22 protein-coding genes are annotated in these 20,422 nt (G+C 73.2%); 9 read left to right on the top strand and 13 right to left on the bottom strand.

The genetic code is table 11. From position 1 onward, the window contains the following. Both A5643_RS07720 and A5643_RS07715 read left to right on the top strand, forming a co-directional pair. A partial coding sequence (locus A5643_RS07720; RefSeq protein WP_286143646.1) for an acyl-CoA dehydrogenase family protein occupies nucleotides 1–570 on the top strand: 570 nt, incomplete at its 5' end. Between the two features lie 97 nt (nucleotides 571–667). Further along, a complete protein-coding gene (locus A5643_RS07715; RefSeq protein ID WP_066853615.1) occupies nucleotides 668–1,252 on the top strand; it encodes a maleylpyruvate isomerase family mycothiol-dependent enzyme in 585 nt (194 codons plus the stop codon). 6 nt (nucleotides 1,253–1,258) lie between these two features. Here the strand turns inward: A5643_RS07715 and A5643_RS07710 are convergent, their stop codons facing one another. After that, nucleotides 1,259–1,696 carry a hypothetical protein gene (locus tag A5643_RS07710; protein WP_066853613.1) on the bottom strand — a complete coding sequence of 146 codons (438 nt, stop codon included), beginning with the start codon at nucleotides 1,694–1,696 and terminating at the stop codon, nucleotides 1,259–1,261. Nucleotides 1,697–1,798: 102 nt separating this feature from the next. Between A5643_RS07710 and A5643_RS07705 the strand changes: the two genes are divergently transcribed. From A5643_RS07705 to A5643_RS07695, 3 genes are read left to right on the top strand one after another with little or no spacing between them, the layout of a single operon-like run. Next, the gene (locus A5643_RS07705; RefSeq protein WP_066853611.1) at nucleotides 1,799–2,872 is read left to right on the top strand and encodes an oxygenase MpaB family protein; all 1,074 of its coding nucleotides are present in this window, start codon (nucleotides 1,799–1,801) and stop codon (nucleotides 2,870–2,872) included. A gap of 11 nt (nucleotides 2,873–2,883) precedes the next feature. Beyond that, nucleotides 2,884–3,120, top strand: a complete 237-nt coding sequence (locus tag A5643_RS07700; protein WP_066853624.1) for a hypothetical protein — start codon at nucleotides 2,884–2,886, stop codon at nucleotides 3,118–3,120. 6 nt (nucleotides 3,121–3,126) lie between these two features. Then, nucleotides 3,127–3,747, top strand: coding sequence for a TetR/AcrR family transcriptional regulator (locus A5643_RS07695; protein ID WP_066853609.1), 621 nt, complete (start codon nucleotides 3,127–3,129; stop codon nucleotides 3,745–3,747). Between the two features lie 131 nt (nucleotides 3,748–3,878). On the opposite strand, the gene A5643_RS07690 is transcribed toward A5643_RS07695, so the two are convergent. From A5643_RS07690 to A5643_RS18415, 4 genes are read right to left on the bottom strand one after another with little or no spacing between them, the layout of a single operon-like run. Continuing rightward, the gene (locus A5643_RS07690) at nucleotides 3,879–4,457 is read right to left on the bottom strand and encodes a DUF7676 family protein (RefSeq protein ID WP_066853607.1); all 579 of its coding nucleotides are present in this window, start codon (nucleotides 4,455–4,457) and stop codon (nucleotides 3,879–3,881) included. After that, a complete protein-coding gene (locus tag A5643_RS07685; RefSeq protein ID WP_066853605.1) occupies nucleotides 4,454–6,187 on the bottom strand; it encodes an ATP-binding cassette domain-containing protein in 1,734 nt (577 codons plus the stop codon). Before A5643_RS07685 ends, A5643_RS07690 begins: the two co-directional genes overlap by 4 nt. Then, nucleotides 6,184–7,224, bottom strand: a complete 1,041-nt coding sequence (locus A5643_RS18420) for a FecCD family ABC transporter permease (protein ID WP_066853622.1) — start codon at nucleotides 7,222–7,224, stop codon at nucleotides 6,184–6,186. Before A5643_RS18420 ends, A5643_RS07685 begins: the two co-directional genes overlap by 4 nt. A gap of 59 nt (nucleotides 7,225–7,283) precedes the next feature. Beyond that, nucleotides 7,284–8,519 carry an ABC transporter substrate-binding protein gene (locus tag A5643_RS18415; protein ID WP_082948802.1) on the bottom strand — a complete coding sequence of 412 codons (1,236 nt, stop codon included), beginning with the start codon at nucleotides 8,517–8,519 and terminating at the stop codon, nucleotides 7,284–7,286. Nucleotides 8,520–8,709: 190 nt separating this feature from the next. On the opposite strand from A5643_RS18415, the gene A5643_RS07670 reads away from it, so the two are divergent. Next, nucleotides 8,710–9,372 carry a cation efflux transmembrane domain-containing protein gene (locus A5643_RS07670; protein WP_066853617.1) on the top strand — a complete coding sequence of 221 codons (663 nt, stop codon included), beginning with the start codon at nucleotides 8,710–8,712 and terminating at the stop codon, nucleotides 9,370–9,372. A 16-nt stretch (nucleotides 9,373–9,388) separates the two neighbouring features. Here A5643_RS07670 and A5643_RS07665 read toward each other — a convergent pair whose 3' ends face one another. The 7 genes from A5643_RS07665 to A5643_RS07635 form a co-directional block, all read right to left on the bottom strand. Next, nucleotides 9,389–10,141: an SDR family oxidoreductase gene (locus A5643_RS07665; RefSeq protein ID WP_066853603.1), complete on the bottom strand. Its 753-nt coding sequence runs from the start codon at nucleotides 10,139–10,141 to the stop codon at nucleotides 9,389–9,391. A gap of 2 nt (nucleotides 10,142–10,143) precedes the next feature. After that, the gene (locus A5643_RS07660; RefSeq protein ID WP_066853602.1) at nucleotides 10,144–11,370 is read right to left on the bottom strand and encodes an acyl-CoA dehydrogenase family protein; all 1,227 of its coding nucleotides are present in this window, start codon (nucleotides 11,368–11,370) and stop codon (nucleotides 10,144–10,146) included. Then, nucleotides 11,357–12,184 carry an SDR family oxidoreductase gene (locus tag A5643_RS07655; RefSeq protein WP_066853600.1) on the bottom strand — a complete coding sequence of 276 codons (828 nt, stop codon included), beginning with the start codon at nucleotides 12,182–12,184 and terminating at the stop codon, nucleotides 11,357–11,359. Before A5643_RS07655 ends, A5643_RS07660 begins: the two co-directional genes overlap by 14 nt. Before the next feature lie 125 nt (nucleotides 12,185–12,309). Next, nucleotides 12,310–14,478: a manganese-exporting P-type ATPase CtpC gene (gene ctpC, locus A5643_RS07650; protein WP_502686223.1), complete on the bottom strand. Its 2,169-nt coding sequence runs from the start codon at nucleotides 14,476–14,478 to the stop codon at nucleotides 12,310–12,312. 28 nt (nucleotides 14,479–14,506) lie between these two features. Then, on the bottom strand, nucleotides 14,507–14,791 hold the full coding sequence (locus A5643_RS07645) for a DUF1490 family protein (protein WP_066853596.1): 285 nt from the start codon (nucleotides 14,789–14,791) through the stop codon (nucleotides 14,507–14,509). A gap of 64 nt (nucleotides 14,792–14,855) precedes the next feature. Further along, on the bottom strand, nucleotides 14,856–15,539 hold the full coding sequence (locus tag A5643_RS07640; RefSeq protein ID WP_066853594.1) for a TIGR03089 family protein: 684 nt from the start codon (nucleotides 15,537–15,539) through the stop codon (nucleotides 14,856–14,858). A 43-nt stretch (nucleotides 15,540–15,582) separates the two neighbouring features. Then, a complete protein-coding gene (locus tag A5643_RS07635) occupies nucleotides 15,583–17,049 on the bottom strand; it encodes an LCP family protein (protein ID WP_066853592.1) in 1,467 nt (488 codons plus the stop codon). A 118-nt stretch (nucleotides 17,050–17,167) separates the two neighbouring features. On the opposite strand from A5643_RS07635, the gene rfbD reads away from it, so the two are divergent. The 3 genes from rfbD to manB are packed head-to-tail and all read left to right on the top strand — an operon-like array spanning nucleotide 17,168 to nucleotide 20,006. Next, nucleotides 17,168–18,040 carry a dTDP-4-dehydrorhamnose reductase gene (gene rfbD, locus A5643_RS07630; RefSeq protein WP_231995489.1) on the top strand — a complete coding sequence of 291 codons (873 nt, stop codon included), beginning with the start codon at nucleotides 17,168–17,170 and terminating at the stop codon, nucleotides 18,038–18,040. A 14-nt stretch (nucleotides 18,041–18,054) separates the two neighbouring features. Further along, nucleotides 18,055–18,912 (top strand): glycosyltransferase family 2 protein, encoded by an 858-nt coding sequence (locus A5643_RS07625; RefSeq protein ID WP_197497676.1) that lies wholly within the window; start codon nucleotides 18,055–18,057, stop codon nucleotides 18,910–18,912. Then, the gene (gene manB, locus A5643_RS07620) at nucleotides 18,909–20,006 is read left to right on the top strand and encodes a mannose-1-phosphate guanylyltransferase (RefSeq protein WP_066853586.1); all 1,098 of its coding nucleotides are present in this window, start codon (nucleotides 18,909–18,911) and stop codon (nucleotides 20,004–20,006) included. Before A5643_RS07625 ends, manB begins: the two co-directional genes overlap by 4 nt. A 4-nt stretch (nucleotides 20,007–20,010) precedes the next feature. On the opposite strand, the gene A5643_RS07615 is transcribed toward manB, so the two are convergent. After that, the gene (locus tag A5643_RS07615) at nucleotides 20,011–20,295 is read right to left on the bottom strand and encodes a hypothetical protein (protein ID WP_066853584.1); all 285 of its coding nucleotides are present in this window, start codon (nucleotides 20,293–20,295) and stop codon (nucleotides 20,011–20,013) included. Nucleotides 20,296–20,422: the final 127 nt, after the last annotated feature.

Here is a 20,422-nt window from a genome sequence, read left to right as displayed (position 1 = left end):
GGTTTCACGGTGGGGCCCAAGGAGAAGAAGCTGGGCATCAAGGGCTCGCCGACCACCGAGTTGTACTTCGAGGACTGCCGCATCCCCGGCGACCGGATGATCGGGGAGCCGGGCACCGGGTTCAAGACCGCGCTGCGCACCCTGGATCACACCCGCCCGACGATCGGCGCGCAGGCGGTCGGGATCGCGCAGGGCGCGCTGGACGCGGCGATCGAATACACCAAGGACCGCAAGCAGTTCGGCCGTCCGGTCGCCGACAACCAGGGTGTGCAGTTCATGATCGCCGACATGGCGATGAAACTGGAGGCCGCCCGGCTGATGGTCTACCGGGCCGCGGCGCGCGCCGAGCGCGGCGAGCCGGATCTGGGGTTCATCTCCGCGGCCAGCAAGTGCTTCGCCTCGGATGTGGCGATGGAGATCACCACCGACGCGGTGCAGCTGTTCGGCGGGGCCGGCTACACCATCGACTTCCCGGTCGAGCGGATGATGCGCGACGCCAAGATCACCCAGATCTATGAGGGCACCAACCAGATCCAGCGGGTGGTGATGAGCCGGGCGCTGCTGCGCTGAGCCGCGGCGCCCCGCCCCACCCGCCGAGCGTGAACGCAGGTTCACTTTCGCGCTCGAACGTGAACCCTGCTTCACGGTGGGGCACTACGGTGGAGCCATGGCCGCTCAGGACAAGCGGGCCGCGGCCCGCGCCGCCCGCCACGCGTTCCTCGACACCCTCGAGTCGCTCAGCGACGCCGAATTCGACACCGGCCCCACCCTGTGTGCGGGCTGGGCGCCCCGCGACGTGCTGGGGCATCTGCTGGGCACCGCCGAGGTCGGCCCGTACCTGCGGGCGCCGTGGCGGCTGCACAAGATCAACGAGGAGGCCGCCGCCGCCGCGCACCGGCGCAGCCGGGCCGAGCTGACCGCGGCCGGCCGGGCCTGGGCCGACCTGCCCACCCGCATCGACCGGGCGCTAGCCGGGCTGCTGATGGGCGACGTCGCGATGCACCACCAGGACGTGCTGCGCGGGCTGGGGCGCAGCCGGGAAATCCCGCCGGTGGAGGAAGCCGCCGTCTTCGCCGAGGGCATCAGCCTGACCGTGCAGAAACTGCAGCCCACCCTGCTGCGCTACCGGGTGGAACCGACCAACGGCATCGGCCGGCCCCGCGGGCGCGGCACCCGGGTGCGCGGCACCGCCGAAGCGCTCGGACTGTGGCTGGGCGGCCGCGACATCACCGACGTCGAGATCGAGCGCTGAGCGGCGTCATTCCCGCGGCGGGTCGCGTAACTCGGTGCGCGCGAACAGATACCAGCCGACGACGGCGGCGGCCAGCGCCAGGATCAGCACGATCGTCGGCGCCCAGCCCAGGCTGACGAAGACGGCGTCGCCGCCGGGCGCGCTGGCGGCCACCCGCTGGCGCAGCGCGATCGCCAGCATCGATCCCACCGCGCTGAGCACCGCACCCAAAAACGCCTGCCCGTAGCGGTCGCGGAGCGCCGCGACCAGCATCCACACCGCCGGGGCGCAGATGAGCAGCCCCACCGGGATCGGGGCCAGCCGGGCGTCGATCGCCCCGTCGCGGCTCCAGTGCCCCCACGCCGACATCACCGCCGTGCCGTCGAGGGTGCGGGCGTGAAACCACGGCTGCAGGGCGGCGACCGCCACCAGCGCCACGCCGATCGCGGCGAAGATCCACTTCATGGCCCCGAGTTTCTCAGTACGCCCGGCGGTCGGGTCTTGACGGGGGTGGGTTCACGACGCAGAATCCTACACAGTGTAGGAAAATGGAAAGGGACATCGGCAGTGAGCACACTTCGCGAATGGCTGGCGCTGCCGCCGGCCGAACCCGCCGAGGACTACGGGTTCTTCGGCCCCGATTCGGTCACCTGGAAGGTGTGGAGCTACCCGACCTCGCTGTCGGTGGGGTTCCAGCGCGCGGTGGTCATCGAGGAACTCGACCCGGCGCTGGTCGCCTCGGTGGACACCACGAGCCAGATCTATGAGCGGCCGCGCGCCCGCTACGACCGCACCCTGCGCTACTTCGCGATGGTGGCGTTCGGCGACGCCCGCTCGACCGCCGAGATCGCCGACGTGCTGGTCAAGATCCACTCCAAGGCGATCGGCACCGACCCGGTCACCGGCGCGGCCTACGACGCCAACGACCCGGCCTCCCAGCTGTGGATCCACCTGACCGCCTGGCACTCGATCCTGGTGGCCTACGAGAAGTACGGCCCGGGCAAACTCACCGCGGACGAGGAGCGCCGGTACTGGGCGGAGTGCGCCCGCGCCGCCGAACTGCAGACCTGCGACCCCGCCGACGTCCCCCGCGACCGGGCCGGGGTGCGCGCCTACTTCGCGGCGATGAAACCGCAGCTGATCGGCTCCGACATCGCCAAGCGGGCGATGAACCACCTGCTGCGCGCCGAGGTGATGCTGCCGCCGATGCCGCTGGCGTTGCGCCCGTTCACCCGGGTGATCACCGCGGTCCTGCGCCGCGGCACCCTGGCGACCATGCCGCGCTGGATGCGGAGCATGGCCGGGCTGCCCACCTCACCGCTGCTCGACGCCCTGGTGGTCCCGCCGCTGAGCGCGGCGTTCACCGTCATCAGCATGAGCACCCGCCTGCAACTGATCCTGCTGCGGCTGCTGTCGCCGACGACGCTGCCGATCGGGGCGCGGGTGCTGCGCGCGGTCCCGCCGGCCAGCCCGGTGGCCACCACCCCGCGCGAGGCGCAGGCCCGCTACGGTTTCGCCCCGCCCGCCGAGGCCCACCGGCAGCTGCGCCGCAAGCAGCACGAGCGGGTGTTCGGCGCCGGTGCCGCCCCCAGCGACGAGGGCATCCGCGAATCCGAGCCCGTGCTCGGCCCGGTCGGCTGAAGGGGGTGGCCGTGCTCGACCCGATCAACGCGTTCCTCGACCGTCGGCTCAGCATCCGCCAACTGCTCTACCTCGGTATTGTCGCGGCCGTGGTGGTCTTGGTCCCGTATCTCACCGTCGGGCTGATCTGGGCGCTCACCCACGCCGACCATCTGGGTGCGCTCACCGGCGCGGACAAGGTGTTCTCGGCGCTCGGGGAGGTCGTGGCCTGGCCGGTGCTGCTCATCGCCGACGTCTGCCTGGTCTGACCGCCCATGTCCGCCGCCGCCACCGGACGCGCCCGCGCCGAGCACCTCGGGCCGCAGCGGCGCCGCCCGCAGGTGCTCGACGCCGCCCTGGCGATCGCGGCGCACGACGGGGTGGCGGCGGTGACGATGGCCGCCATCGCCGAGCGGCTGCAGGTCACCCGCCCGGTGGTCTACGCCTGCTACGGCGGCCGCGGCGAGGTGTTGGCCGCGTTGCTGGACCGCGAAACCGAGCTGCTGCTGCAGCGGCTGTTCGCGATGCTGCCCCCGCAGCGCACCGGGTCGATCGAGCAGCTGTTCATCGACGGCTTCCGCACCCTGCTGCAGACGGTGGCCGAACGCCCGGAGTCCTGGCGGATCATGTTCGTCGCCGACCCCGACCCGGTGCTGGCCGAGGCGGTGCGGCGGGGCCGTGCCCAGATCGCCGACCGGTTCGCGGTGGCGCTGCGCCCGCTGCTGGAGCGGCGCGGGGTCGCCGACGTCGACCGGACCCTGCCGCCGCTGGTCGAGGTGTTCCTGGCGATCTGCGAGTCCGCGGTGCGGATGATGCTCGACGGGGACTGGAGTCCCGAGGCGCTCGCCGCCATCGTCGGCCCGGCCGCCTACCGGGCGTTGCGCGCCACCGGTTGAACGCCAGCGCCCGCCGCGCTCAGCCGACCAGCCCGGCGCGGGTGGCGCGGGCCCGGCCCGCGGCCACCATGGCGGCGGTGGCCCCTACCCCGGCGGCCAGATTCCAGCCGTCGTCGGTGCGCGCGCCCTTCTTACGTCGCGCTGCGGTGATAGCCCAAGCTGGCCCGGTCCCGATCATCGGCGGGCAGGCCCAGAAACACCTGCCGCAGCCGGTCCCACAACTCCAGTTGCCGCCAGTCGGGGTGCTCGCGCAACTGCTGGTCGTTGGTGAGGAACGGGTTGGGCAGCAGGATCGTCATCATCTGCTCGTCACGGCCGTTGAACAACCGCACCCCCCAGGAGCGCGGGGCGTCGGCGTCGTCGAGGCGGCGGTACATCTCGGCGCGCGAGCAGCGGCGGATGCGGCCGCGTTCCGGGCCGCTCTCGGTGTGCTCGCCGATGCACAGGTGGAAATGCCAGCGGCCGAAGTCGACCGTGGCGTAGCCGTCGTACATCGAGATCCGGCGGGGCGCGTTGGGGGCGGCCACCTCCCAGGCCGCGCCCTCCATGATGATGCCGAACCAGATGTCGTCCCAGTACTCCTCGAAGCACAGGTGCAACAGGTTCAGCAGGTTCTGCTCGTCGGTGGGCAGCGCCCAGCGCTGCTCGCGGCCGCCGGTCTCGTCGGTGACGATCGCCGGCGCGTCGACGGCGGGGGAGGGGTCGGTCATCGGGTCACCTTTCTGGGCTCGGGCCGGCGGTCCAGGGCGCAGTCGCCGCACAGCCCGGCGTCGGACGTGCGGTAGTACAGACAGCAACTGGTCCGCCGGTAGGCGGTGGCGTCCGCGGTGAAAACTACCGCGCCGGCGAGGTTTTCGTCGCACACCGCGGCCGCCAGACGCCACGCCGGCCCGGTGGCGCCGGCGCCGCGATGCCGGTCGAACACCCGCGCAGCCCCCATCAGCGCCGATGCGACGTTGCCGCGCAACAGGTTCGCCGAGATCGGCACCGCCCGGCGCAGCGCCGCGGCGAACGGGTCGAGATGCCCGTCGAACACGGTCGCGGCCAGCGCCGGCTGTGCCGCTTCGACCTGCCAGGCGTGCACGCGCGGCAGGTGGAGCCGAAGCTGCCCGTCGACCGAGTGGTAGTGCAGCGCGGTGGGCGACAGGTCCAGGTGCAGGCCGTGGCCGATGAGCATGCCGAGCCACACCGACCACACCCGGGCCGCCACCGACAGGTGGAAGGTGGAGGCCGCCACCCGCGGCTCGGTGGCCCCGATCCGGTCGGCCACCTCGGCGACGGCGGCACCGAGTTCGGCCGGGTCGCGGTAGAGCGCGGCCAGCGGCTGCCAGCCCGGCTCGTCGGTGGCGCCGGCGCCGATGGTGAAATAGGGGCTGGCCGCGCCGATCTCGGCGAGTGCGGCCGCGGCGGTCGCGGTGGGCACGCAGCGGTGGGCCGTGGGCGCCAATGTGCGCAGCAGGGTGGCCAACCCGCCCAGGTCGGTGGGTAGCGCGGTGTCCGGGCCGGTGCGCACGGTCAGCGCGGCCGCCGGGTCGGCGGCGACGACGATCTCGGCCGGGCCGCCGGCGTCGTCGACCTGCCAGCCCTCCCGGGCCAGCACCCGGCTGATCGCGGTGCGCAGCGGCTCGGCCGCCTCGATGCGGGCCGGGCGGGGGGTGGCGGCGGTGTCGCGCAGCACGAAGATCCCGCTGCCCGGGTCGAAGCGCAGCGTGTCGCCGTCGAAGACCGCGCCGATGTGCCCGGCGAGCATGAGCTCCTCGGGCACGGCGTCGAGCAGCTGCCCGGCCGGGGTCATCAGCCACACCCGGTCGGCCACCTGCAGCGCCAACTCCAGGTCGTGGGTGGACATCACCACGGTGAGCTGCTGTTGGCGGGCCAGGTCCCGCAGCAACTCGATCAGACCGGCCCGCGACGACACGTCCAGAAACGCGGTCGGCTCGTCGAGCACCAGCAGGCCCGGCTGCTGGGCCAGGGCCCGGGCGGTCAGCACCCGCTGCCGCTCCCCGTCGGAGAGCTGGGCGGCCGGCCGGTCGGCCAGGTGCGCCGCCCCCACCGCGGCCAGCGCCCAGTCGACGACGGCGTGGTCGCTCGGGCGCAGCCGCCCGCTCAAACCCAGGTGCGGGATGCGGCCCAGCCCGGCCAGCTCGCGCGCCGACAGCAGCCCGGGATCGACCCGCTCGGTGAGCACCACCCCCACCCGGCGGGCCCGTTCGTCGCCGGCCAGCGCGGTCAGGTCGGTGCCGTCGAGCCGGACCCGCCCGGCCAGGGCGGGCTGCAGCCCGCACAGCGTGCGGATCAGGGTGGACTTGCCGCAGCCGTTGGGCCCCAGCAGCACGGTCAACTCACCGCGGCGGGCCCGGGCGGTCAGCCCTGCGGCCACCACGGTGGACCGGCGGCGGCTGCGGTAGCCGACGGCGAGGTCGACCAGTTCGACGCTCATCGCTCGATCCCCAGGCCGCGGCGGCTGCGCAACAACACCACGATGACGATCGGCGCGCCCACGATGGCGGTGACCGCGTTGACCGGCAGCACCGCCCCGCTGCCCGGCGACTGGCTGACCACCCCGCAGGCCAGCGCGACCGCCGCGCCCATCAGCACCGCGGCCGGGATCAGCACCCGGTGATCGGAGGTGCCCAGCGCGATCCGGCACAGATGCGGCACGACCAGCCCGAGAAACGCGACCGGGCCGCAGAACGCGGTCACGGCCCCGGCCAGCAGCGCCGCCGACACGCAGGTGACCACCCGCGCCCCCTGCACCCGCACACCCATCGTGCGGGCGTAGCCCTCGCCGAGCAGCAGCGCGTTGAGCGGGCGCACCGTCAGCGCGGCCACCGCCACCCCGGCCGCGGTCAGCGGCAACAGCAGCCGCAGGTCCGCCCAGGAGGTGCCGGCGAAACTGCCCAGGCTCCAGACCAGGAACTGCTGGACCCGGCGCGGGTCGGCGTAGATGAGCAGCACACTGACGATCGCGGTGCTCGCCGCCCCGACCATCACCCCGATCAGCAGCAAGGTGGCCGCCGAGCGCACCCAGCGCGCCAACCCCAGCACCAGCGCGAGCACCGCCCCGGCGCCCACCGCGGCGGCCAGCACCATCCCGGTTCGCCCCCCGCCGCCGAATCCGGCGGTGAACCCGGCGGCCGCCGACCCGGAGCCGACCACGGTCAACGCCACCCCCAGGCTCGCCCCGGAGCTCACCCCGAGCACATACGGGTCGGCCAGGATGTTGCGGAACAGGGTCTGCATCTGCAGCCCGGCCACCGCCAGCGCGGCCCCGGCGGCGATCGCGGTGAGCACCCGCGGCAGCCGCATCGTGGTCACCACCACCTCCCAGCGCGGATCCGAGGGGGCCGCGCCGAGCAGGATGCGCACCGTGTCGTCCAGCGGCACCCGCACCGGCCCGAGCGCGATGCCCAGCAGGGTCAGCACCACGACCGCGCCGGCCAGCGCCACCAGCACCGCCAGCGTGCGCCCGCGCACCGAGCGGCGCGGCGCCGTCCCCGGCGGGGGGACCGGGACGGCCCGCGGGGCCAGGACGGTCACCCGCGCGGTACCTGCCGGTAGAACTCGAACTGGTGCTCCGGTTGCAGGTCGGGGTGCAGGATCGCGATCAGGTCGGCCAGCACCAGATCCGGGCGGGCCACCCCGCGCTCCCAGTAGTCGTTGCCGCCGGCCGGCCCGATCGCCTTGTCCGCCGACCACACCCCGCCGTCGCGCAGCGCGGCCAGCTCGCCGTAGCGAGGGTCGGCGGCCAGGGCGTCGGCCAGCGTCTCCCAGTCGGTGTTGACCAGCCACACCGGCGCGCGGCCGGCCTCGGCGTAGACCGCCTCGAAGCTCAGCTTCAGGTTGGTGCCGGGGTCGGCGGCCCACGGGTAGTCGCCGCCGGCGTCGACGATCAGCCGGCCGGTGTATTCGCGCCCGGTCGGCATCGACCAGGTGCCCTGGTCCATGGTCCCGGGCAGCGCCTGGGTCGGCGGGGCGTCGGCGACCTTGTCGACGAGCACCTCGTAGTCGTTGCGGATCCGGCTGTAGACCTCCGCGGCGTTGTCCTCCGCGCCGGTGAGCGCGGCGATCACCTTGACCCACTCGGCGCGGCCCAGCGGGGTCTGCTCCAGCCATTCGGCGTCGGCGACCACCGCGGTCCCGGCGTCGGCGATCTTGGCGTAGCCGGGGTTGTCCAGCCCGTCGGTGAGCAGCACGTCGGGTCGCTCGGTGGCCACCAGCTCGGTGTTGATCTGGCCGCCGGGGGCGAAGTCCAGCACCTCCCCGTCGTTGATGCGGCCGCGGATCTTGTCGTTGACGACGTTGTCGGCGCCGGCCACCCCGGTGACCACCCCGGTTTTTTCCAGCTCGGCGAACATGCCCAGCTGGGAGGTGGAGCCGGAGTAGACGCTGGCGACCGGGACCTCGATGCGCGGCGCGTCGGCCAGTTCCCCGGTGAGTTCGGGGTCCGGTGCGCCGCAGTGCACCAGCACATAGGACTGCGGGGCGCCGCCGGGGTAGGGCTGGTTGACGGTGAGCACCTGGTAGCTCTTGTGGTAGCGCAGCGTGAAGTTGGTGGCGTCGACGATCGTGGACTTGGTGGGGAAGTAGTCGGTGTTGGCGTCGAAATCGGTGATGCAGTCCCCGGCGGTCGCCTTGGTCGCGGTGGTGGTCGCGGTGGTGGTGCCGCTGCTGCCGGTGCTGGTGTGCTCGTCGGCGGGGGTGCCGCAGGCGGTGGCCAGGACCGCCAGGCAGCCGGTCACCGCGGCGGCTGTCCGGAAGCTGCGGGACATAGGTCGGTCGGCTCCTTCTCGGGGCGCGCCACCCCGGGTCGGCAAGGCGGTCTGATCCGATTCGGCGGGTCGCATACGGGCGACATTGTTGCATTCGCCGCCCCGGTCGCGGGCCCGGACGGGGTCGGGCGCGGTGCCGCGCGGCGAGCGCGAGCGCGATCACAGCGCAGCGGCGACTACCATCGCCACCGTGAAGACAGCGACGGCCTGCGCCGGGGCCGACCACGCGCCGGCCCGTACCGCGCCCGACGCGGGATGGCACCGGGCGGCCGCCTGGGCGCGGCGCCTGGCCTGGGTGACGCTGGCGTTCGTGGCCGTCGAGGGCACCGTCGGGCTGTGGCAGGGCCTGGAGTCGCAGTCGATCGCGCTGACCGGCTGGGCGCTGGGCGCGGTGCCCGAGGGCCTGGCCAGCGTGATGGTGCTGTGGCGGTTCACCGGGTCACGCACCCTGTCGTCGACCGCCGAGCGGCGCGCCCAGATCGGGGTGGCGGTCTCGTTCTGGCTGCTGGCGCCCTACATCGCCGCGGAATCGGTGCGCCACCTGTTCGAGGAGCGCCAGACCGACGCCACCACCCTCGGGATCATCATCACGGTGGTGGCGCTGGTGCAGATGCCCGCCATCGGCCGGGTCCAGCACAAGCTGGGCACCCGGCTGGGGTCGGCGGCCACCAAGGGCGAGGGCATCCAGAACTACCTGTGCGGTGTGCAGGCCGCCGCGGTGCTGCTGACCCTGGCGGTCACCGCCGAGTGGGCCGGCGGCTGGTGGCTGGACCCGATCATCGGGCTCGGGGTGGCCGGGGTCGCGGTGTGGCAGGGCGTGCGGGCCTGGCGCGGCGAGGACTGCGGCTGCTGAACGGGCCGCCGGCGGCTCAGGACCGGAACCGCTGGGCGTCGCCGAGGCGCTGCCCGCCGTCGATCACCAGGGTCTCGCCGGTGACCCACGACGCCGACGCCAGATAGGCGATGGCGGCGGCGACGTCGTCGGGCTCACCGATGCGGTTCAGCGGGGTGCTGGCCGCCACCAGCGGTTCGTGGTCCTTCCACAGCAGTTCGGCCATCCGGGTGCGCACCACGCCGGGGGCGACGGCGTTGACCCGGATCGTCGGGGACAGCTCCAGCGCGAGCTGGCGGGTCAGGTAGATCAGCGCCGCCTTGGTGGTGTTGTACAGGCCCAGCCCGGCGCCGTGGGTCAGCCCGCCGATGGAGGCGGTGTTGATCACCGCGCCGCCGTGCTCGCCCATCCACGCCGTGGCGGCCAGGCCGGTCCACAGCAGCGGCGCCCACAGGTTGACGTCGAAGATCTTGGCGAACCGGGCGTGGTCCTGCTCGATCAGCGGGCCGTGGGCCGGGTTGGTGCCGGCGTTGTTGACCAGGATGTCGAGGCTGCCGAACCGGGCCAGGGTGTCGTCGATGCAGCGGCGGGCCGCCGCCTCGTCGACGGCGTGGGCGCCCACCCCCACCGCGGCATCGCCGATCCGGGCGGCGGCCGCGTCGGCGGCCTCCTGGGTGCGGGAGGTCACCACGACGTTGGCGCCGGCCTCGGCCAGCGCCTGCGCGGCGGCCAGCCCGATGCCGCGGGAGGCTCCGGTGATGATCGCGGTCTTGCCGTCCAGCCGGCCCATGCTCAGCCTTTCTGCGGTCGGAGGTGGCGGTAGGCGCGCAGTTCGTTGCGCGCGATCGCGCGCTTGTGCACCTCGTCGGGGCCGTCGGCCAGCCGCAGCGTGCGCAGGTAGGCGTAGGCCATCGCCAGCGGGAAGTCCTCGGTCACCCCGGCGGCGCCGTGCACCTGGATGGCCCGGTCGACGATCGTCAGCGCCATGGCCGGGGCGGCGACCTTGATGGCGGCGATCTCGGTCTGCGCGCCCTTGTTGCCGACGGTGTCCATCAGGTAGGCGGCCTTGAGGGTGAGCAGCCGGGTCATCTCGATCTCGATGCGTGCCTCGGCGATCCAGTCGCCGATGTTGGCGTTGTCGGCCAACGGCTTTCCGAAGGTTACCCGCGACTGGGCGCGCCGGCACAGCAGTTCCAGGGCGCGCTCGGCCATGCCGATCGCCCGCATGCAGTGGTGGATGCGGCCCGGGCCGAGTCGGGCCTGCGCGATCGCGAAGCCCTCGCCCTCGCCTTTGAGCACGTCGCTCGCCGGCACCCGCACGTCGGCGAAGTCGATCTCGGCGTGCCCGCCGCGGTCCTGGTAGCCGAAGACCGTCACCCCGCGCAGGATGGTGAGCCCGGGCGCGTCGATCGGCACCACCATCATGGTCTGCTGGCGGTGGATCGGCGCGGTCGGGTCGGTCTTGCCCATCACGATCAGCACGGCGCAATGCGGATGTAACGCGTTGGAGGTGAACCACTTCCGGCCGTTGAGTAGGTAGTCGTCGCCGTCGCGGACCATCGACAGCTCGATGTTGGTGGCGTCGGAGCTGGCCACCGCCGGCTCGGTCATCGCGAACGCCGAGCGGATGGTGCCGGCCAGCAACGGTTCCAGGTATCTGGTGCGGTGCTCGTCGGTGCCGAACAACTCGAGCACCTCCATGTTGCCGGTGTCCGGGGCGCTGCAGTTGCAGGCCTCGGAGGCCAGCGGGCTGCGGCCCATGATCTCGGCCAGCGGCGCGTACTCCAGGTTGGTCAGCCCGGCACCGGTCTGTGGGTGCGGGTGAAACAGGTTCCACAGCCCGCGTTTCCGTGCCTCGGCTTTGAGTTCCTCGACGATCGGCGGCTGGGCGTGTGGGTCGGCGGCCGCGGCCATCTGCTGGGCGTAGACCGGCTCGGCCGGGTAGACGTGGGCGGCCATGAATTCGCCCAGCCGGTCCTGCAGGTCCCGGGCCCGGTCGGAGAGGTCAAACAGTGTCATCGGCGTCTCCTAACAGCATCGCCTGGTAGCGGCGCATCCCGCGCAGCCAGCGGTCGTAGTCGGAGCCCTTCTGCGCGAACATCTCCCGCACCTGCGGGTGCGGCAGTATCAAGAACCGCTCCTCCTCGATCGCCGCCAGCACGTCGCGGGCCACCCGGTCGGGGGAGAGCACCGCGCCCGCGGTGGTGACCGCCCGGGTGGCGGCCGCGCCGAGCGGGTCCCCGGAGTGCTGCCCGGCGTAGAGCAGCGGGGTCTCCACCCCCATCGGGCACAGGCAGCTGACCCGCACGCCGCGGTCGCCGTAGGTGACCGCCAGCCATTCGGCGAACCCGACCGCCGCGTGCTTGCTGACGGCGTAGGCGGCGCCGCCGATCTGGGTCAGCAGCCCGGCCGCCGATGCGGTCGCGACGAAGTAGCCCTCGCCGCGTTCCAGCCAGTGCGGCAGGAGTTGTTCGGCCGCGCGGATGTGGGCGCGCAGGTTGACCGCCAGCGCGCGGTCCCAGTCGGCGTCGGCGGCCAGCCCGGGCGCGCCCATGGTGCCGGCGTTGGCGAAGTAGAGGTCGACCGGCCCGAAGGTCTGCTGCGCGGTCGCGATCAGCCCGGCGATCGCCGCGCTGTCGGTCACGTCCGCGCCGACGGCGATCGCGGCCTGCGGGTGGGCGGCGGTGATCGCGGTGGCGGCGCGGCGGGCGGCGGCCTCGTCGATGTCGGCCAGCACCACCTTCGCGCCACCGTCGGCCAGGGCGGTCCCGATCGCGGCGCCGATTCCGCCGCCGCCGCCGGTGACGACGGCGACGCGGCCGGTGATCCTCATGCCCGCGGCACCGGGGCGGCGTGGCGGCGGGGGGCGGCGCCGGGTGCGGCGTCGACGGCGATCACGCGGCCTCCTCGCGGTGGCGGGGCGGAGGCGCGGCGGCCCCCGCGGGGTCGCCTTCCTTCTTATCCTGCCGCGGGCAGTGCGGGTGGGGTATTGGCCGATCCGGTGCCCGCCGGCAGCCGGTAGCGGATCAGCCGGGAGCTGTTGGCCACCACCGCCACCGAGGAGGCGTTATGCAGGATGGCGGCCAGCACCGGGGAGAGCGCGCCACCGGCGCCGATGAGCAGCCCGGCGGCGTTGACCGCGATCGACATGCCGTAGTTCTGCCGGATCACGTCCACCGCGCGGGCGCCGAGGTCGCGGACGTCGAGCAGCCGGCGCAGGTCGTCGTTGGCCAGGGCCACGTCGGCGGTTTCGACGGCCACGTCGGTGCCGGCCAGGCCCATCGCGATGCCGATGTCGGCGGCGGCCAGCGCGGGTGCGTCGTTGATGCCGTCGCCGACCATGCCGACCACGAAGCCGTCGTCCTGCAGGGCTCGGACCACCTCGAGCTTGTCCTCGGGCAGCACCTCGGCGCGCCATTCGTCGATGCCGAGTTCGGCGGCGACCGCGGCGGCGGTCTGCGGGTGGTCACCGGTGAGCATCACGATCCGGCGGATGCCCTGGGCGCGCAGTTTGGTGAGCACCTCGGTGGCCTCCGGCCGGACTTCGTCGCGCAGGCTGATCAGCCCGACGAACACCCCGTCGACGGCCAGCAGCAGCGGCGTCTCGGCCTGCCTGCGCAGCTTCTCGATCCAGCGGGTGGCCTCGGCGGGCACGGTGACGTTCTCGCTGGCCAGCAGCGACGGGCTGCCCAGCAGCAGGATGCGGCCGTCGGCCCAGGTGCGCATGCCCAGCCCGACGAGCACCTCGCATTCCTCGTGCGCGGGGATGGTGATGTGCCGCTCCTCGGTGGAGCGGATCACCGCCTCGGCCAACGGGTGCCGGGAGTGGATCTCCGAGCTCGCCGCGTAGGCCAGCACCTGTTCGGGTTCCCAGTCCGGGTGCAGGGCAACGATGTTGGTCACGACCGGGCGGCCCACGGTCAGGGTGCCGGTCTTGTCGAACACGATCGCGTCCACCCGGCCGGCCTGTTCGAGGTGCGAGCCGCCCTTGATCAGGATGCCGCGGCGGGCGCCGTTGCCGATCGCCGCGCTGATCGCGGTGGGGGTGGCCAGCCCGACCGCGCACGGGCAGGCCACCAGCAGCATGGTCATGGCGCGGCGGATGTCGCCGGTGACCAGCAGGGTGGCCGCGGAGAGGATGAACGAGGCCGGAACGAAACGGCGGGAGAAGTTCTCGCCGATGGTCTGGATCGGGGCCCGGTCGTTCTGGGCCTCCTCGACGCGGGTGATGATCCGGCCGATGACGGTCTGGCTGCCCACGGCGCGGGCGCGCACCACCAGCCGCCCGCGCATCACCACCGATCCGGCGTGCACCCGCGCGCCGGCGGTGACGCTGACCGGCAGCGTCTCGCCGGTGATCGCCGACTGGTCGACGACCGCCTCGCCGTCGACGATGTCACCGTCGACCGGGATCGCGACCTGCTCGTGGATGACGACCTCGTCGCCGACCTGCACGGTGTCGATCGGCACCTGCACCTCGGTGCCGTCGGCCAGCCGCAGCCAGGCGGTGTCCTGCTGGCCGCGCAGCAGTTCGGAGATCGCCCGGCGGGTGCGGCGCAGCGTGAGGTCTTGCAGGTATTCGCCGATGTTGAGCAGCCACAGCACGGTGAGGGCCACGACGTTCTCGCGCAGCACCAGGCTGGCGACGGTGGCCGCCGACACCAGCGCGTCGGTGCCGGCCCGCCCGGAGCGCAGCGATCGCAGCGCACCGCGCAGGAACGGATAGCCGGTGAAGATGGTCACGCCGGTGGCGGCCAGCCTCCCGGACGGGCCCAGCAGCGGCGGGCGGGCGAAGACGTAGCGGCGGATCCCCAGCAGGGCCAGCGCCGCGCCGCCGACCGCCATCCGCAGCAGGTCGGTGTTGCGCACGTCGGCCGAGCGCGGCTGCCGCGCCGGGATCAGTTCGGCGGCAACGTGTTCGGCCTCGGCGATGGCGGCGAGCAGGGCGGCCCGGTCGGTGCGGGCCGGGGAGTACCAGACCACCACCGACCCGGTTCGCGGGTAGGCGTGCACGGTGCGCACCCCGGCCAGCTTGTCGACCGCCTCCTCCACGGCGACCGCGCGGCGCGGGTCGGCGCGCAGCCAGCCGACCTGCACCCGCAGCCGCCCGGCCGCGTCCGAACGCAGGACCGGGGCGGTGTCGGTGCCCACCGGATCAGTGCTCGTGGTCGTGGTCGTGCACCTCGACGGCGGGGGCGGGCGCCTCCTCGCCGAGGCGTTCGCGGGCCTCGGCCACCACGTCGGCGACCTTCAGCCGGGCGGACTCGGCGGCCTCCTCGGCGCGCCTGGTGCCGCGCAGACCCCACTCGGTGGCGGTCACCGCGGTCTCGTGGATGGGCGCCTTGGCCAGCGCTTTCTTCAGCGCCTCGTAGGCAGTGACGCCGACCACACCGGTGACCACGGTGGTCGCCGCCTTCCCCAACAGGCCGTAAACCGCCATCGATTTCCCTCTCGCGTAGCGCCGAATCGGTATCGCCCGACCCTAGCATTGAAACATTGCTATATCAACATATATCGGTGCGGGTGGTCTTCTCGGTCTGCTGCCGCCGCGCCATCGCCTGCGGGTCCGGGTGCGCGACCTGCACCAGCGACCCGCCCACCGAGAGCACCGCCAGCAGCCGGTCCACCACCTGCTCGGGATCCGCCCAGCCGCCGGTGCACAGCAACCGGTCGGCAGCGGTCAGGTTCTGGGCCGCCGCGGAGTGCGCCACGGCCGTCAACAGTTCGGGCACCGACCGGCCCGCCAACGCGGGCCCGGGGGCGGGTTCGGCCGCGATCTGGTCGCCGTGCACCCGTACCGCGGTGGCGTAGTCGGTCACCCCGATCGGCAGGTCGGCCACCGGCCGGCCGAACGGGTCCAGCGACAGCACCGCCACCTCGCCGTCGCCGGCGGCGGCGTCGGCCTGCTCGAGACGGTCCCGGGTGCACAGGGCGATCTCGGCCGCGCCGCCGTCGAGCACCACCTCGGCGCCGATCCACCACACCCCGAACAGCACCGCGGCGGTCTGCCAGTGCGCGGGCAGCAGCACCGCCACCCGGTCACCCGGGCCGGCACCGAGCTCGTCGCGCAACAGGTTGCCGGACTTGGCCGCCCAGTTCGCCAGGGTGGCGGCCGACAGCTCGATCCGTTCCCCGGTGGCGTCGTCGTAGTAGGTGATGCGCGGGCCGACCGGGTCGGCGCGCAGCATGGGATCCAGAATCGCTCCGCTGACCGTCGTCACGGCCCAAAGGCTAGTTGACGCACTTGGGATCGGCCGATCCCGCGGTGAGGATCGGGGAGGGCGGCGGGACGGCCTCGTCCTGCTGGTAGCCGGCCGTCGAGTAACCGCCGGCGTCGGTGGCGATGTAGCCGCCGTCGGAGCCGGGCCCGGTGTAATCGGCGGCCAGCAGCACCCGCACGGTGCGCGGCGGCAGCGAGCTGTCCGGAACGACCTGCAGCCCGCCGAGTGCCTCGGCGACCGCCTGCACCCCCAGATCGCCGCTGTCGGCGGCCTGCACCTGGCTGGTCGGCACCGGCGCGCCCTCGTTGTTGGCCACCGTGGCGGTGTTGAAGCCCTGGGCCGCGAGCACATCGGAGACCGCGGCGGCCAGGCCGTTGATGTCGGTGTCGTTGAACACGCTGACGGTGGTGTCGGCGGGCGAGTAGGCCAGCTCGGCGGTCTTGCCCTCGTCCTGGTCGTGCAGCAGGCCGCGCACCCACTCGGCCACCTCGTGCGGGTCCACCTGCACCACACTGTGCATGCCGTCGTCGCTCCAGCCGTTCTCGCGGATCACCGGGATGGTGGCGAACGCGACGTTGCCCGCCGAGAGCTGCTGCAGTTGGGTGGCGAAATCCATGATGTCCCAACCGGAGGAGATCACCACCGACCGCTGGATGGCGTGCTGCAGCTGGTTCATGGTGGCCGGGCTGGACAGCGTCTTCCCGGAGATCACCTTGTGGGCCAGTTCGGCCATCACGGCCTGCTGCCGCACCACCCGATCCAAGTCGCCGCGGGGCAGGTCGTGGCGCTGCCGCACGAAGCTCAACGCCTCCGCGCCGCTGAGCCGTTGCCACCCGGCAGCGAAGTCCGCACCCGAAAGCGGTTCGTAGACCGGCTCTTTCAAACAGACCTCGACCCCACCGAGGGCGTCGGTGATCAGCGCGAACCCCAGCAGGCCGATCTCGGCGTAATGGTCGACCGTCACCCCGGTCAAGTCGGTCACGGTCTGGATCAGCGCCTCGCGGCCCGCTTCGACGGCGCGCTGCTCCACCTCCGGGTCGGTGTAGCCGGCGTCGACCAGGCGTTCCCGCTCACTGAGCTTGACCTCGCCGTAGACGCCGTTGATCTTGGTCTTGCCCAGTCCCGGTGCGGCGACGTAGGAATCCCGCGGAATCGAGATCGCCGTCGCCGACTTCCCGTTGTTGGGGATACGGACCAAGATGATGGTGTCGGTGTTGGTCGCCTCCTCGTCGCCGGCGCGCAGCATCGCCAACTCCTGGGCGGTCAGCGGGTTGCCGTGCGCGTCGGTGCGGCTGTCGCTGCCCACCAGCAGGATGTCGATGGCGCCGTCGTCGCCGCCCTGGCCCAGCAGCGGGCTGGACATGTGGAAGATGCCGCCCTCGAACGACCGGATCGTGGTCCACGCCACCCCGGTGCCGAGCACGACCGCGACGGCGGCGACCGTGGCGATGACGCGGGCCAGACGCTCCTTGGGCATCGATTCAGGCTACTGCGACCACGCCCGCAAACCCGGTAGCGACGGACGGCGTGCCACACTTGTGACCTCCGGCGACGACCGGCGAACCAGGAAACGGGCAGGAGGAGGCGGCGCGACGGTGTCCCGATCCGACAGGCTGGTGATCACCGGGGCCGGCGGACAAGTCGGCACGGCGCTGGCCGCCGAGGCGGCCCGACGGGCCCGCCCGGTGGCGGCGTTCACCTCCGCCGACTGGGACATCACCGACCCGGCGGCCGCCACCGGCCGGCTGCACCGCGGTGACGTGGTGATCAACTGCGCCGCCTACACCGACGTCGACGGCGCCGAAACCGACCGGGCGCGGGCCGCGGCGGTCAACACCACCGGTCCCGGCCACCTGGCGGCGGCGTGCGCGCGGGCCGGCGCGAGGCTGATCCACATCTCCACCGATTACGTGTTCAGCGGCGAGTTCGCCGGCCCGCCGCGCCCGTACCGGCCGCCGGATCCGACCGGCCCGCTCAACGTCTACGGGCAGACCAAGCTGGCCGGTGAGCAGGCGGTGCTGGCCGCGCTGCCGCAGGCGCGCATCGTGCGCACCGCCTGGGTCTACACCGGCGGCGCCGGCAACGACTTCGTGGCCGCGATGCGCCGGCTGGCGGCCGGGTCGGAGCCGGTGGAGATGGTCGACGACCAGATCGGCTCGCCGACCTACGTCGCCGACCTGGTCGCCGCGCTGCTGGCGGTCGCCGACGAGGACCCCGGCGCCGGCGAGGCGATCCGGCACGCCGCCAACCGGGGCGCGGTGAGCCGATTCGAGCAGGCCCGCGCGGTGTTCGCCGAGGTCGGCGCCGATCCGCAGCGGGTGCGCCCGGTGCCCAGCAGCCACCGGCCGCGCCCGGCCCGCCGGCCCGGGTATTCGGCGCTGGCGGCGGCCGGGGTGGCCCCGCTGCGCGGCTGGCGGGAGGCGCTGGCCGCGGCGCTGGCGGAGCGCCCTCTATCCTCGACGCCGTGACTGACGTGCTGCCGGTGGTGACGGTGACCTATTCGCCGGGGTCGCACCTGGACCGGTTCCTGGCGTCGCTGTCGCTGGCCACCGACCGCCCGGTGGCGGTGGTGATGGCCGACAACGGCTCCACCGACGGGGCGCCGCAGGCGGCGGTACGCGATCACGAGGGCGTCACCCTGTTCGACACCGGCGGCAACCTGGGCTACGGCACCGCGATCAACCGGGCGATGGCGCAGGTGGACCCCGCCGCGGAGTTCGTGGTGGTGGCCAACCCCGACGTCCAGTGGGGCCCGGGCAGCATCGACGCGCTGCTGACGGCGGCGCAGCGATGGCCGCGGGCGGCCACCCTCGGACCGCTCATCCGCGACCCCGACGGGTCGGTGTACCCCTCGGCCCGCCACCTGCCGAGCCTGATCCGCGGCGGGATGCACGCGGTGGTCGGGCCGGTGTGGCCGCGCAACCCGTGGTCACTGGCCTACCGCCAGGAACGCCTCGAACCCAGCGAACGGCCGGTGGGCTGGCTCTCCGGCGCCTGTCTGCTGGTGCGGCGCACCGCTTTCGACGCGGTCGGCGGTTTCGACGAGCGCTACTTCATGTACATGGAGGACGTCGACCTCGGTGATCGGTTCGGGCGGGCCGGCTGGCAGAACGTCTACGTGCCGTCCTCGGAGGTGTTGCACGACAAGGGCCATTCCACCGGGCGTGACCCGGCCCGCAACCTCGCCGCCCACCATCGCAGCACTTATCTATTCCTCGCGGACCGCCACCCCGGCTGGTGGCGGGCACCGCTGCGCTGGACGATGCGGGGTGCGCTGGCGGCTCGCGCCCGCGCGGTGGTGCGCAGTTCACGACGCAGAACAGCGAAAGGGCGGCAATGACAGCACAGTTGAGCCCGGGCGGCGCCGGTGTTGACGCGGTGGTGCTGGTCGGCGGCAAGGGCACCCGGCTGCGGCCGCTGACCCTGTCGGCGCCCAAGCCGATGCTGCCGACCGCCGGGCTGCCGTTCCTAACCCACCTGCTGTCGCGGATCGCCCAATCGGGCATCGAGCACGTGATCTTGGGCACGTCCTACAAGCCCGACGTGTTCGAGACCGAGTTCGGCGACGGCTCCAAGCTGGGCCTGCAGATCGACTACGTCACCGAGGATGTGCCGCTGGGCACCGGCGGGGCCATCGCCAACGTGGCCTCGAAGCTGCGCCACGACACCGCGATGGTGTTCAACGGCGACGTGCTCTCCGGCGCCGACCCGGCCGAGCTGCTCGCGGCGCACCAGGACAAGAACGCCGACGTGACCCTGCACCTGGTCCGGGTGGGCGATCCGCGCGCGTTCGGCTGCGTGCCCACCGACGAGCACGGCCGGGTGACCGCGTTCCTGGAGAAGACCGAGGACCCGCCGACCGACCAGATCAACGCCGGCTGCTACGTGTTCTCCCGCGACATCATCGACCGGATCCCGCGCGGGCGGGAGGTCTCGGTGGAGCGGGAGGTCTTCCCCGCCCTGCTGGCCGACGGGCAGGTCGAGGTCTGCGGCCACGTCGACACCACCTACTGGCGCGACATGGGCACCCCGGAGGACTTCGTCCGCGGCTCGGCGGATCTGGTGCGCGGGCTGGCGCCCTCACCGGCGCTGGCCGGCCAGCGCGGGGAGAAACTCGTGCACGACGGGGCCGCGGTCGCCCCGGGTGCCGCCCTGATCGGCGGCACCGCGGTCGGCCGCGGCGCCGAGATCGGCCCCGGGGTGCGCCTCGACGGGGCGGTGATCTTCGACGGCGCCCGCATCGAGGCCGGCGCGGTGATCGAGCGGTCCATCATCGGGTTCGGCGCCCGGATCGGGCCGCGCGCGCTGATCCGCGACGGGGTGATCGGCGACGGCGCCGACATCGGCGCCCGCTGCGAGCTGCTGCGCGGCGCCCGGGTCTGGCCCGGGGTGACGATCCCCGACGGCGGGATCCGCTACTCCTCGGACGTGTGAGCCCTTAGGGCCATCTCCCGGTGTCGACCGCTCCCCACGGGCACGGTTGGCCCTTCGCGATCGGGAAGGGCGGAAACGGAATGAAGGAGCAGCCGTGCATGCCGGAGTCCATCGGCACCGCCACCCCCGGGAGCGCGTCGCATTGATACCAGTCCGGCATCTGCACGGGCTGCTCGTAGCTGCCGCACATCTTGTCGGCGTGCGCCGCTGCGGCGCCGCTCATCGCGCCGGCACCCAACAGCGTTCCGGTACCCACCAGCGCCGCGACGGCGATTCCGGCCAGCTTCATGATGGTTCTCCTTCGCGTCCGGGCGGCGATCGCCCACGCGTCGCCTGATGCCGACTCTGCCGGGCCGGATGACCCGAAACATCGGCCAAAGCGCGTAGAAAAACCGCGTAGCGGTCGTATTTCGCGG

It is taken from the genome of Mycobacterium sp. 1274756.6, from assembly GCF_001668625.1.
GTDB lineage: Bacteria > Actinomycetota > Actinomycetes > Mycobacteriales > Mycobacteriaceae > Mycobacterium.
This window is presented reverse-complemented; position numbering and strand designations above follow the sequence as displayed.

Bases quoted from the DNA above. Each gene is read 5' to 3' on its own strand.
- A5643_RS07715 (WP_066853615.1), top strand. From the start codon at position 668: ATGGCCGCTCAGGACAAGCGGGCCGCGGCCCGCGCCGCCCGCCACGCG.
- A5643_RS07710 (WP_066853613.1), bottom strand. From the start codon at position 1,696: ATGAAGTGGATCTTCGCCGCGATCGGCGTGGCGCTGGTGGCGGTCGCC.
- A5643_RS07695 (WP_066853609.1), top strand. From the start codon at position 3,127: ATGTCCGCCGCCGCCACCGGACGCGCCCGCGCCGAGCACCTCGGGCCG.
- A5643_RS07690 (WP_066853607.1), bottom strand. From the start codon at position 4,457: ATGACCGACCCCTCCCCCGCCGTCGACGCGCCGGCGATCGTCACCGAC.
- A5643_RS07685 (WP_066853605.1), bottom strand. From the start codon at position 6,187: ATGAGCGTCGAACTGGTCGACCTCGCCGTCGGCTACCGCAGCCGCCGC.
- A5643_RS18415 (WP_082948802.1), bottom strand. From the start codon at position 8,519: ATGTCCCGCAGCTTCCGGACAGCCGCCGCGGTGACCGGCTGCCTGGCG.
- A5643_RS07665 (WP_066853603.1), bottom strand. From the start codon at position 10,141: ATGGGCCGGCTGGACGGCAAGACCGCGATCATCACCGGAGCCTCCCGC.
- A5643_RS07660 (WP_066853602.1), bottom strand. From the start codon at position 11,370: ATGACACTGTTTGACCTCTCCGACCGGGCCCGGGACCTGCAGGACCGG.
- A5643_RS07655 (WP_066853600.1), bottom strand. From the start codon at position 12,184: ATGAGGATCACCGGCCGCGTCGCCGTCGTCACCGGCGGCGGCGGCGGA.
- A5643_RS07645 (WP_066853596.1), bottom strand. From the start codon at position 14,791: ATGGCGGTTTACGGCCTGTTGGGGAAGGCGGCGACCACCGTGGTCACC.
- A5643_RS07640 (WP_066853594.1), bottom strand. From the start codon at position 15,539: ATGCTGCGCGCCGACCCGGTCGGCCCGCGCATCACCTACTACGACGAC.
- A5643_RS07635 (WP_066853592.1), bottom strand. From the start codon at position 17,049: ATGCCCAAGGAGCGTCTGGCCCGCGTCATCGCCACGGTCGCCGCCGTC.
- manB (WP_066853586.1), top strand. From the start codon at position 18,909: ATGACAGCACAGTTGAGCCCGGGCGGCGCCGGTGTTGACGCGGTGGTG.
- A5643_RS07615 (WP_066853584.1), bottom strand. From the start codon at position 20,295: ATGAAGCTGGCCGGAATCGCCGTCGCGGCGCTGGTGGGTACCGGAACG.